The 12,694-nt window shown below is 35.7% G+C and carries 13 protein-coding genes and 1 other annotated feature; all 13 genes read left to right on the top strand.

What is annotated here, in order from left to right:
- Positions 1 to 139: 139 nt before the first annotated feature.
- Complete coding sequence (locus ASG93_RS21920) at positions 140 to 1,066, top strand: hypothetical protein (RefSeq protein WP_056835290.1); 927 nt, start codon at positions 140 to 142, stop codon at positions 1,064 to 1,066.
- Positions 1,067 to 1,777: 711 nt separating this feature from the next.
- Complete coding sequence (locus tag ASG93_RS21915) at positions 1,778 to 2,215, top strand: VOC family protein (protein ID WP_056835288.1); 438 nt, start codon at positions 1,778 to 1,780, stop codon at positions 2,213 to 2,215.
- 222 nt (positions 2,216 to 2,437) lie between these two features.
- On the top strand, positions 2,438 to 3,169 hold the full coding sequence (locus ASG93_RS21910; RefSeq protein WP_056835286.1) for a hypothetical protein: 732 nt from the start codon (positions 2,438 to 2,440) through the stop codon (positions 3,167 to 3,169).
- 305 nt (positions 3,170 to 3,474) lie between these two features.
- Positions 3,475 to 4,266, top strand: a complete 792-nt coding sequence (locus ASG93_RS21905; protein WP_056835284.1) for an alpha/beta hydrolase — start codon at positions 3,475 to 3,477, stop codon at positions 4,264 to 4,266.
- A 493-nt stretch (positions 4,267 to 4,759) separates the two neighbouring features.
- The gene (locus ASG93_RS21900; RefSeq protein WP_056835282.1) at positions 4,760 to 5,029 is read left to right on the top strand and encodes a hypothetical protein; all 270 of its coding nucleotides are present in this window, start codon (positions 4,760 to 4,762) and stop codon (positions 5,027 to 5,029) included.
- A gap of 423 nt (positions 5,030 to 5,452) precedes the next feature.
- On the top strand, positions 5,453 to 5,782 hold the full coding sequence (locus ASG93_RS21895; RefSeq protein WP_056835280.1) for a hypothetical protein: 330 nt from the start codon (positions 5,453 to 5,455) through the stop codon (positions 5,780 to 5,782).
- A gap of 118 nt (positions 5,783 to 5,900) precedes the next feature.
- Positions 5,901 to 6,488, top strand: coding sequence for a kinase (locus ASG93_RS21890; RefSeq protein WP_056835279.1), 588 nt, complete (start codon positions 5,901 to 5,903; stop codon positions 6,486 to 6,488).
- 102 nt (positions 6,489 to 6,590) lie between these two features.
- Positions 6,591 to 6,887 carry a hypothetical protein gene (locus tag ASG93_RS21885; RefSeq protein ID WP_056835277.1) on the top strand — a complete coding sequence of 99 codons (297 nt, stop codon included), beginning with the start codon at positions 6,591 to 6,593 and terminating at the stop codon, positions 6,885 to 6,887.
- Between the two features lie 329 nt (positions 6,888 to 7,216).
- Positions 7,217 to 8,062 carry an ornithine carbamoyltransferase gene (locus tag ASG93_RS21880; RefSeq protein ID WP_056835274.1) on the top strand — a complete coding sequence of 282 codons (846 nt, stop codon included), beginning with the start codon at positions 7,217 to 7,219 and terminating at the stop codon, positions 8,060 to 8,062.
- Between the two features lie 98 nt (positions 8,063 to 8,160).
- Positions 8,161 to 8,679, top strand: coding sequence for a hypothetical protein (locus ASG93_RS21875; protein ID WP_056835272.1), 519 nt, complete (start codon positions 8,161 to 8,163; stop codon positions 8,677 to 8,679).
- 190 nt (positions 8,680 to 8,869) lie between these two features.
- On the top strand, positions 8,870 to 9,664 hold the full coding sequence (locus ASG93_RS21870) for a Cof-type HAD-IIB family hydrolase (RefSeq protein ID WP_056835271.1): 795 nt from the start codon (positions 8,870 to 8,872) through the stop codon (positions 9,662 to 9,664).
- Between the two features lie 220 nt (positions 9,665 to 9,884).
- Positions 9,885 to 10,107 (top strand) — a binding site (T-box leader).
- Between the two features lie 44 nt (positions 10,108 to 10,151).
- Positions 10,152 to 10,958: a class I SAM-dependent methyltransferase gene (locus tag ASG93_RS21865; RefSeq protein WP_056835268.1), complete on the top strand. Its 807-nt coding sequence runs from the start codon at positions 10,152 to 10,154 to the stop codon at positions 10,956 to 10,958.
- Positions 10,959 to 11,132: 174 nt separating this feature from the next.
- Entirely contained in the window at positions 11,133 to 11,846 is a 714-nt protein-coding gene (locus tag ASG93_RS21860; protein ID WP_056835266.1) for a DKNYY domain-containing protein, read from the top strand.
- Positions 11,847 to 12,694: the final 848 nt, after the last annotated feature.

Genomic DNA, 12,694 nt, shown 5'->3' with positions numbered 1-12,694 from the left:
ACATGATGACGCAGAGTTTTTTCAAATGTCCTGACTGCCAAAGACTTGGTTATTTTGGGATGGATTCGATAAGGAACCAAAGGAGTATCTATCTGCAATAAAAAAAAGAGAAGTTCCATAGGGCCAGCAATGTTTAATAATGAGGGAAGGGTATGATGATGTGTTTCGATACCATGTAGCTGTCAAGAAAAGAATATATAAGTCAAGTTTGGAAGATATTAATCATCAATTCTCAAAGCTTAAACTGTCAATATGTGATGAAATAATTGACTTTGGAGAAAAAAACAATATATCAGACAATACATTAATCAACAAATATAAAGAAAATTTATCTGAACATATTGACAATGTTGAAAAGACTTTCTTAGAATTGAACGAAGTAGTTAAAAGGATTAATAATGAAAATTTGATACAAAATAAAGAATTTAATCATAATGGAAAAGTATTTAGGGTCTTTCCTTTAGGAAAGTCTGTGGAAGTAATTTATTTAAGTAGCTTTGACAGTTTTACAAATTATTACATGTATGGTTATTTAAATTTAATAGAAAATAGAAATAAGTATCTGGCTGAGAATACTGAGGTACTTTTCAGTTTAGTAGAAAATTTAAATGAATTTAATCCGTTTGAACATATCGCTAAATTAGTAAATACCTTAAAGGTATCGAACACGTTACAAGAAATAAATTCTCATAGAGGTAATATTGAACAAGCACTGATTAATTTTTTTAATGTTAAAAGCTATAGGGAGTTACTTGATAAAAATGATGGAATATTTACATATGAGGAATACTTAGAGCTAGCAAGGTTGATTGGTACTGAGTTCAGAAGGAGCGAAACAAAGATTTCTTTATTGGAAAAGGGAGTAAACGAATATACTACTGACTTAGTGGATTTAATAATCGAAAAAAGACATTATGACGAACTTATTGATAAAAAAGAATGGTATACCAATGAATTGGGGCTTATTGATTTTGATAACGTTATTGCAAAAAAACTATTAAGTATTGAAAAATTAATGAAGGACTTAAAAATGGATATTATAAGTCTCCAAAACCTTATGGAATGAAATTTTTTTGTCCTATTTTATATATTTTTATTAATTAAAGAATGTTATTTTCACACAAAAAACCTTGGTAAATCAAGGTTTTTTTCTTCTTCGTGTCCAACAATATATGGCACAATGTACGATTACAGGTAGACGCGGTTTTAGAATACAAAGATCATGTTACTAAGTAGTGCAAATAGGATAGATGCACATAAATTCTTAACGAAAAACGGATATAGTGGGACTGTCGAGGAATGATAGCACAATAAACAGGGAGCAGACCGCCGCGGCAGCTACCCCCCTGTTTTCATTGAGCAAATGAACGTTTCCATTGGAGGATTTTTATGGAAAACACCGAATGATTTAACGAAACTAATACCAATTAACAAATGTGGGGGACAGTATGAATATAGTTCTTGTAGGTATGTCTGGAGCTGGTAAAAGCACTTTAGGTGTGTTGCTTGCGATATTGATGGTATTGAAAAATTTATGCAAGTCGAAGAAAAAATTGTATCAGAATTGCAACTAAAAAACTCCATTATTTCTACAGGTGGAAGTGTTGTATATTCAGTTTAGCGCGGGATTGTCCAAGCAGTGTTAGCCCGTTCGATGTGATAAATGGTGTTTTGTAGATTAAAGAAAAACAACCATTACTGACATATTGGTGTCAGTAATGGTTGTTTATAATGGCAATAAAGATCAGAAATAATTATCTTAGGAGGGAAATTGATTATGAGCACAAAACAAACATTACGAGGATTTGCGACTATCAGTTATTGGGCGGATGATATGGAGGCGGCAAAGGAGTGGTATTCTGAGTTGCTAGGCAGAGCGCCTTATTTCGAACGTTCAGGACCTGATGGTAAACTAGTATATGCTGAGTTTCGCATAGGGGATTATCAGCACGAGCTGGGGCTGATCAATCGACGTTTTGCACCGTCAAATGCAGCAGTTGGTCCCGGTGGTGCCATAATGTACTGGCATGTTGATGATATAGAAGCCACACTTAACAAATTGAAGGCCATGGGAGCGGAAGAGTACGAACCACTCGTACACCGAGGAGAGGGATTCATCACGGCTTCCGTCAAGGATCCATTTGGTAATGTTCTTGGTATTATGTATAATTCTCACTATTTAGAGACGCTGAATTCCAGAATTCAGGGTGACTAGAATATGGAAATAGATAGTACAAGCACACACTTTTCAAGAATGGTTTAAGCTATAACGGCTACGGAACTTAACAACACACAACGAGGCTGCCGCGAGAATGATCGGTAGCCTCGTTAAGCTATCGGGCAGGATAGTTGAATCATTTCACGAATACCTCAAATATGGAAAATTTGCGAAATTCATAAATAAGGCGTTATAAGAAATGGCCGAAAGGAATTAAATATGAAAAGCCTATTACCAAAACAATTAAAAGAATTTATAAAAGAAGAAAACCAAAAAGTTTATTTTCAAGATTCATGTACAGATTTTGTTGAGTTTTATAAATTATCTGAGATTAAGAAGTTCGAATGGAATGGTATCGAAGTCTACGACTTATTAAAGGAAGTCGAAAACTATGAATCTATCGGCTTTTTAGTTTGGATTCCTAAATTTAAGAGTTTAGGTAGCATTGATATAGAGCACGACAACTTGAGCTTATTCCAAGGAATTTCATTTTCTAAGTTTTTCAAGGAAATGGGCTCGTATTTATCGAAGCTCGTAGATGGCTTATTTGAAGTTGAATTAGAAGATTTATTAAATTCGGTTACTCAGTATAGCCCAAGTAGTTCTATCTATGGAGAGTTGGTAAAGAGGATACAATCTTCCTCTATTGCAACAATGAAATTTGACTTCATCTCTGAGGGGCAGTTTTTATATGAAGAGAGTTTTGGTTCTGCAACATTATCAATAAGATATTGGCAGTATAAAGGTGATTCGACTAGAAGAATATATGCAGCATTTGGTGGTTATTTTCCAGGTTGCGATTATAAGGGAAGTCTCGGTGAGTTTCGTTATGTTTTTAAGAAGGATGAATATGAATTACCTGGATTATTTTATGAGAAGGTCGAGAAGTTGTTTAGAAGTGTTCATAAGAAATATACGGAAATGTTTAATACATTGCAAAGCCATATCTAGCTTATTCCAAGAAGTCGGTCACATCTTATAACACCGTATTCACGCTTCGGGTTAGCGCCCTCGGTCTGCCAGAGGCGTTTCGGAGAAGCAGAGTCAGGCAGACAACCCTGCACCACCTAACCGCAACGCATCATTAAGCTAACGTATACGTTAGTTCTGTAAAAACCGCCCTTACATAGCGGTCTTTTTTTAACCGTATAAATCAACACTAAACAAAAACAGAGCCATTTTATTAATAAGGGATTAACTGTAAATTCTGATATAATAAACATATAAAATCGATTAAGAATAATAGGAGTTGCTCTATGATAGAAAAGTTTCAAATTCAAATGACTTCATTCTTTCAAGACCGAATAATAAGGGTATATTTACCACAGGATTACAATGAAGTAACCGATAGGTATCCTGTGCTTTATATGCATGATGGTCAGAATGTTTTCGAAGATGAGGCAGCATTTGGCGGAATTTCTTTGGGGCTCAAGGATTATTTAGATAACGAGCGTTTAGACGTAATAGTTGTAGGAATTGATAGACATGCTTCAAATGAAGAACGTGTCAACGAATACTGCCCTTGGAAAAACGGAGAATATAGTAAACAACTATTAGGTCAAGTCGATCCATTAGGCGGAAAAGGCAAAGCGTATTTGGAATTTATCGTACACGAACTAAAACCATTCATAGACAGTAAATATCGTACCATTTCAGATGACACTTCGATAGCTGGCATTTCATTGGGTGGACTTATATCTACTTTTGCAGCATGCTGTTATCCTCATATCTTTAAACGCGTATTCGCTATGTCTTCGGCGTTTTATCGAAACCAAGAAGAAATGGAAAATCTCATACGGAATTCCGAGCTTTCTTCCATTGATAAATTTTATTTAGACTGTGGAACTAATGAAGCTGGTAGTAATGAAATGATAAGCAAAGAATTTTTAGCATCTAATAAAAATATATTTGATATTTTGAAAACCAAGATAACAAATACACAACTTGAAATTTTAGAAGAAGCTGAGCATAAATATATATATTTCAAAAAAAGAGCTCCTGATATTTTTTCATTTCTGTATCCTAATCTCGTTCTGAAATCACAATAGTGATAAAGGATACCTCCTATTTATCTATCGGGTTTCGTACTGAGGTGTAAAAAGTGAAATGACAACGTGATCGGATTCGGGCGACCGTTGAACTAACGGGCAGGATAATTCCGATGTAAGGCATCCCCTAATTAATTTGTGAGTATAATTTTATCAAGGGGATGATTGGATGAGGGAAATATTAGAGGTGCTTTTTAAGGTTTCAGGGTATGTGGTTGCTTTCACTGTATCTTTAATTTGGAAGAAAGAAAAGAGAAATAAGTAGCCTACATTCATTAAACTAACGGAAACTATAGCTCAATAAACATCAGGAGAAAGCTGCCGACAGCAATGGATCGGCAGCTTTCTCAACTAATGGGCAGGTTTGCGTGGTAGAGGTTGAGAGTAAAAAAATATGTAGGAAAAAAAGTTAATTTAAGCGAATATACTTAAGAAGAATGCTTAGGGAAATGGTGTGGTCAAAAGCAATTGTTTGAATCTAGAGGAGGTCAGGATGGGTAGTTTTGCCTTAATCAGTTTAATCGTTCTAACTCTAATAACTGTTGCAATCTTTTATGCTTGTTTATTATTGGACTTTATCAATCCAAGCGCTCTGCAAGTTCAACTTTTAGGTGTCATTCTTATTTTGTTCGGAGTAATTGTTTTGTTGGCTTTTGAAGGTTCTTCTGGATATGGATTTACTTTTGGGTTAATTGGGTTTATTACAGGCGTATTTGGTTCATTTAGAGAATCCAAAAGGTCTAATGAAGAAAAAGATAATTGAACTAAAGCAGAATGAGAGTTCAATAACAACAAGAAAAGGCAGTTCACCCTAGTGGATCGATTGCCTTTTCTCAACTAAAGGGCAGTAGATCGTGGTGTATACCTCGAATGATTAAGCTATCTTTGACCTCATATTTCGACTGGTGATTTATTCAATTAACAATTCAGTTTGGAAAAGAAGATATATCTGGAACATACGTTCAATAAAAGCGTCTAAATTGATAAACGGTTTATTAAAGGGGTAACAACTCATGAAATACGTGTTAATCTTGTTGTGCACCTTAACGATAATAACAATCGCTTTTATTCAAACTGGAGTAATTAACTTTAATGGTAAAGACAATACCGTAAAAAGTCCTAATGAATTTATTTCGATTCCAGACTCACTGCATCCAACTAGCCTAACCATTGAAGAAAGGGTGAATTGCAACAGGTAAAGAAACAGCCGCCTGCCATATACCAAACAGATGATTCACAATTGACAGAACAAATTTACAAGGCATTAATGTCCTTTGAACCAGTTCCACCCAATGCAATTATCAGTTGCCCTGCTGATTCTGGCATCTCATATGACATGCATTTTTATGAGAAAGGGAAAGAAGTATTTCTCATCAATGCAGAAGGCGGGGGCTGTCAATTCATTCATCTTAAAGAGGGAAATGCACTTAGATCAAAAGATTATTTTTGGAAAATGGTGCAAGAAGCCACTGAAATGAACGCTAAGCAACTTTTGGGGTTACCAGGGTCATTTTAGAAGCTAACGCAGAACGAGAGTGCAATAATAAAAAAGTAGCTGCTGGCACCATTGGCAGCCTATTCAAGTAACGGGCAGTTATGTTCGATGGGTGTAAAAGTAAACAAGAGGTGAACAGATGCAAGATGGTGCATTATTTAAAGCGCTTTTAAATCGGTATGTTGATGGACGATTTATTTTAGGTTTAGATGGGTTAAGTCGAGCGGGTAAGACGACCATTGTAGAAGACATACAAAAAAGGTTAATTAAAAATGAAAAAACCGTTTACGTTTTTCACATTGACGATTTCATCGTGGAACACAAGAAGAGATATGATACGGGATTTGAAGAATGGCATGAGTATTATAACTTGCAATGGGATGTTGAGCATTTAAGGCAGCAGTTATTTGTTAAATTACGAGATGCCAAAGAAGTGACTCTCCCATTTAACAATTCGAACCATGATGAAATAATCCATAGGACGGTTGTAATACCACATGACTGCATTGTTATTGTGGAGGGTGTATTTCTTCAACGGAAGGAATGGCGGGAGTTTTTTGATTTCGTTGTGTATTTGGATTGCCCGAGGCAAACTCGTTTTGAACGTGAATCTGCAAAAACCAGACAGCAAGTCGAGAAATTCAAAACAAGGTATTGGAAAGCAGAAGATCATTACTTAAATACGGTATTCCCGTTGTCCAATGCTGACATGGTTTTAAGTTCTTGACGTCATCTCGCGGGATTCAACGGGCAGATTAATTCCAAAGACAGTGACCAAAATGCTTCTATTTCATTGTATAATATTGGGGAAAGGTAAGGGGTGAACGTTATGTTTGAACGTATTACAGATTACGATTTTAGAATTTACTCTGAAGATAAAGAATCATATATAACATTCACTCTTGAGCAATATTTACATAACAGAATGCCTAGTTTATCTTGTACCATAGAAGTATTAGACAATAATTTCAGAGGCTGGAATATTAACGTTTGGTTCGCCTTAGATGAGTTGCTTAGTTTTATTAAGCGGTTAGATGAGCTGAGTAAATCAAGAAACGGTGAGATAAATTTAACTGCAATGACCCACGAAGACTTTATCTTGAATATCAAGAATCATAATAAATGATTTTAGAAAACTCACATCAGTAGCAAACCGACAAACATTGTCGGGTGACAAGAACATTATCTCATTAATTGCCGCGTAAATCTCGGCTTTTTTATTTTATGGGATCAAGTTCTTGTCAAAACCCAATGACAAGAACTTGATCCCATTCCCGATTTTGACAAGAACTTGATCTCATTCCCGACAAAGCCATTTCAAGATCATTATTGTTACGGGCAGGATAGTTTAATGATTTCGCTCAGCAAAGGTAAACAACGATTGAATAAAAATTCACAATAATTTATAATTATGCAAAAAGTCTTATGTTGATTCTTATTCAAGGAGTTGTTTATGTGCACTTATTGGACGTCAATCAATTGTCTTCTTCTCAAATCACAGAGATTTTTACCCTTACTGCAAGATTAAAAGAACAAAAAGAAGGACCATTATTAAATAGGAAAACCTTTATTCTATTCTTCCCTGAGACAAGCCTGAGAACGCGAATTACTTTTGAGAAAGGGATTAAAGAATTGGGAGGGGAGTGTATATTATTTCCTCCAGAAACACTTGATCGCAGGGAAAAACTCATTGATACAATCAAATACGTTGAGAATTGGGCGGATGGTATAATTGTTAGGCATACAGATATTTCTAAGATTGAGGAAATGGCAAAACATTCAACTATTCCCATTATCAACGCCATGACTTCCGATAATCATCCATGCGAGATTTTAGCGGATTTATACTCAATAAGTGAGAAAAAAGAGAAATATAAGGAACTTGTTTATACATTCGTTGGTCCTGCAGGTAATATCTCTAGGTCATGGACAAATATTGCTAATATAATGAATCTAGAATTTAATCATGTCTGTTCAGCTGGTAATGAACTTACCAAGCATTCGCATAACTATAAATTCCATACAGAACTTGAAAGTGTATTGAAGAAAAGTGATGTAATTTTGACAGATTCATTACCGAATCAATTTCGAACACAGGAGTATATAAATAAATATCAAATTACCTTAGAAAGAATGAAATTAACTAAAAAGCACTCAATATTGAATCCTTGCCCTCCTTTTTTTCGAAATGAAGAAGTAAGCGAAGATGTAATATCCTCAGATTATTTTGTTGGTCATGAATTTAAAAAGAATTTAGTTTTTGTACAACAAGCAATCATCTTATATTGTCTATTCAACTAACGGAAACATGAGCTCAAACGAAGTTACCACGGGATAGATCAGCAGTCTCGCTCCGTAAAAATGATAAGATGAATCCAAATTAAGGTAGATGAAAAACAATGAGAAATCCATTCAAAAATTATAAAGATAAATTAAGTGATCTATATTTCCACGATAGTGAAATAGCATCGGTTGAACTAATATCGAATGTTCAGTTTAACAGAAAATGTATTGTCAATATAGATTATTATAACTGGGAAGGTAACAAAGAGAACTCAGGGGTATGGGTGTGGAAGAAACTCAAACTTACTATGAATTTCGTTGCTCATTTTGATTGGAATGTCCCTGACTTTATTAATCAGTCATTTACAATTTATGATGCCGAATTTGATCTATTTTTAGATGAGTTGGATGTGAAGGAACAAACTAAAAAGTATAAATATACTGGCTATAAATCTCCATTATTAAATGATGAAGTGGAGTATCTCTCTATAAAATTTATGTTAAATAATTTTGAAGAGGGAATAAAATCGGATGAAGGTTTTTTATATTTAATCGGATCTGACATCAATATTGAATGGATTGATGAAGATCGAAGAATCGGGCAAACACATATACCTATTTCAGGTTTAGATTGATTTTGAAAATATAATTTGTTATTCGTTAAACAAACGGAAACGATAGTGGGGAGCTTGCTTGATAGCGACTCCTTTTCAGTTTGTTGGGAGTAAACGGGCAGATTAATTCAATAATGAGTCTACCATCTGTTCCACTCTTAGGTTATTATTGGAAGAATAGTAATCAGGTTATACTTTTGGAGGGGTATAGATGTCTAAAATACATGCAATTGTATTGGACTTGGATAGAACTTTACTCAGCAGCGACAAAACCATATCCACAAGGAATTATCAGACTGTTAAAAGATGTTTTGATTCTGGAATTCATATTATTGTTGCCACGGCGCGACCGCCTAGAGCGGCTAATCAATTTGTAAAGAATTTTCCTTTTGTAGACTACTTGGTTTATTACAATGGTGCTCTAATAACATGCAAGTCTAAGCAAACTCAGCGGCACATTAGTATCCCAATGGAAATTAGCCAACAGATTAACAATTTCATCGAGTTACATGCACCTCAATCGTTAATTTCATACGAGGTCAATGACTCATGGTATACGTGTACACCAGTTCCCGACTCGCAACTTGGTCATTTCGGTATCCGTTCAAATGATCCTAAACCCCAGGTTGTTGATAAGGATTTTATTAGTTCACTATCCCCGACCAAAATATTGGTTCTAGGTTACAGCACATGTAGGGATGTTATCGAGCAATTCGGAGACTATGTGAATGTAATCGCAACCGATGGAGGAGTATTGGTTCAAATAATGCACAAATCAGCCTCAAAGGAAGATGCCGTGCAATGTGTGTTAAGCGATATCGGGGTGAAGTCAGAAAATGTAATGGTATTCGGGGATGACTTTAACGATTTAGGACTATTCCATAAGTGCGGATTTCCGATCGCTATGGAAAACGCGATAATTGAGCTGAAAAATTGTGCAAAGCACATTACCGAATCTAATGATAACGATGGTGTTGCTGTTGCCCTTGAGAAATTTGTGCTGTGAATCACAAGCTGATAATGATTCAACTAGCGGAAACCTATAGTTCAATCACGACATGACGGTAGCCGGCACACGATCGGCTGCCGCGGAATGATGCCGGCGGCTCCATTAAGCTATAGGGCAGTTTACGAAGTCATTAAGGGAAATTTAATTGGAAAAAATTTAGATTGACAGGAATTATTTGGGATTATATACTAACATCATTATCTAAAATTGTATATTTGAAAACGCAATGATTGGGAGTATTAAGGAATAACTATTGCCCAGCGAACTGTCGGGTCGGTGCGAGACAGTGTATAGGTTCCCCAACTCACCCATAAGCGGTAAGACTGAAATCAGTAGGTCTTAACGGTTAACCTCCGTAATCGGGTCCTAAGGATTTGTGATTTATTTTGTTGCGAATCAAGAAGAGTGGTACCGCGAAGGTAAAATCTATCGCCTCTTTGAAGGCGATGGGTTTTTTGTGTTTCCAAAAAGGGAGGGAAAGAGTGTGAACAACGTTATTGAGTACTATTCTAGTTTTGATGAGTGGGGAAGGTTAGATAGGGAGCCCCTAGAATTCACAATTAATTGGCATTACATGAAGAAATACTTGCCAAGTTCAGGTAATGTTTTAGATAATGGTGCTGGACCTGGAAAATACTCGTTTGAATTAGCGAGACATGGATATAACGTGACCCTTTCCGATATCACACCTAAATTAGTCGACATTGCAAAAGAAAAGGCAAACGAGTTGGGATTAATTGAAAAATTTAGCGGATTCCATTCGTTGAACGCTACCAATTTGCAGGGAATTTCAAATGAAACGTACGATGCTTCTCTAATGTTGGGGCCCCTATATCATTTGCAAATAGAAAACGATCGATTAGCCGCTGTTAGGGAATTACATCGTGTGACCAAAAATAACGGTATCGTTTTTGTAGCCTTCCAAAGTCGAATGAGGATGGTACTTACCTCCCTGCTCTTCCCACAATTTTGGAAACCAAATGATAATATGGGTTCCATCAATAATTTTATAGAGGATGGAATATTTAATCATACTGATAAAGGTCGTTTCACAGGAGCTTATTATTACAATGTTGAAGAAATCAAACCATTTATGGAGAGCCATGGGTTCGAAACCGTTGACTTGATTGGTTCTTCGAATATCGGTGCATTAATAAATAGTGAACAAAAACAATATTGGACCGAGCAAGGGGAAAAGGAAAAAATGATTGATCTGCTCATAAGAATAGCTCGGGATCCGTCAGTTTTAGGAGTATCATCCCATTTGCTGTACATAGGGAGAAAGAAGTAATAAGTCGATTTCTTCAACTAACGGAAACGTTAGTTGCATGCGTTAAAGGCTGCCGACAAGATCGGCAGCCTATTACGTTAATGGGTAGGAGAGTACGATAACCTAAACGAATATGTATTAAATCAATGTCTATGGCATTTGTTTCCTTACTATTAATTAGAATGAGTGGTGTTAATGAAAAAGAAGATAGCGATAACCGGAATTGTTGTTTGCACCCTTATTGTATGCATCCTTACTATAAGTCTATATTTATGGTTCTCATTCAAACCGGGATTTGTATATGAAAATGGAACATGGAATTATGTTTCCTATGATGCGGGAGCTGGCAGAAGAGTTAATCCGATCAATGTAAAAAAGGATGAATTCAAGGTTCTAAAGTACAGTGATTTTGCAAGAGATAATAACAGTGTGTTTTTTAAAAACCATAAAGTAGAAGGGTCTGATCCGGAAACCTTCAAAATTATTAGCACCAAAGGCAGAAATCATTACGCAAAAGATAAGAATAATGTATATATTTACGATAGTAATGACTGGTCCATATTTAAAGTAATCAATGCAGACCCAGATAGTTTTAAAGTACTGGGGTATCCTTATTCAAAAGATAAAAACGACGCTTACTGTGGTAGCTTACCACTTTTTGTAGATGATGTTTCTAAATTTGAAGTCATCGAGATTGCACGTTTTTCAACTCTGTCTTCGTTTAACAGCTTCTTGGGTAAAGAAAATGACCCGAGAGAAAAATCATCAGAGTATGAACGAAATAAGCACGAATATAATCGTAAAAAGTATGGGTTTATTACTGAGAGTGTTATTTATTCTGAGGATGGAAAAGCAAAAACGGATAAACTTACTTATATAGGATATAAATTAGTGGAAGATAAAAGATAAAGAATAAGTAAGATTAAAAGTTATTGAACACAGATACTGCTGAGAACCATTTCATTCATAAAAACTAACGGAAACGATAGTACAACAAGTCAAGTAAGGCTGCCAGTCATCGGTAGCCTTACTGTATTTACGAGCAGAGTAGTATTTGACCAATATCGACAATCGGATTGTTGTAGGTAGTTTTCCATTTCAATTGGATGAAGAATTATCTTCAGATAAAGCCTGTTGTTTGTAAAATGATTTATAGTATTGCTGAACCTTGCTATCATAATAACGACTGACTTCGCAATCAGGTATCCAAATTCCCTTTTGCTCTATTGCAAATAAAGTTTCCTGTAATATCCATTCGCGTTCTGGACGTTTTAATTGTCGTTGATGCTCGAGCATCAGAGAGATCGTTTTACTTCTGAGTAAGGAAGCGATCCACTCTTTTTGTCTCAGCTTTAAAGCGGAAAACTTCTTGTTGGTTTGAAGCAATCTTCCATTTACTCGTATATGATTTTTCAACANGTAAGGAAGCGATCCACTCTTTTTGTCTCAGCTTTAAAGCGGAAAACTTCTTGTTGGTTTGAAGCAATCTTCCATTTACTCGTATATGATTTTTCAACTCTTCAAACCCCCAGTTTTTTGACGTTCATGGTCTGAATCAACGATACCATGACTTTTTTCTATTATAACTGACATTACGACCACGGCAAATGGATGAGAGCTATTCTACGCTAACGAAGTACTCCGATGCCGTTAAACTATCGGGCAGGATACTTCCAATATGTGTTAAAATGTAGTGTGAAGGTTAGTCTTGTGGCAGGAGGGAATTCTGATGAATCGGTGGGTCGGTGCGGCAGCTA

Origin of the sequence: Paenibacillus sp. Soil787 (assembly GCF_001429545.1) — a bacterium.
Taxonomy (GTDB): domain Bacteria; phylum Bacillota; class Bacilli; order Paenibacillales; family NBRC-103111; genus Paenibacillus_E.
This window is presented reverse-complemented; position numbering and strand designations above follow the sequence as displayed.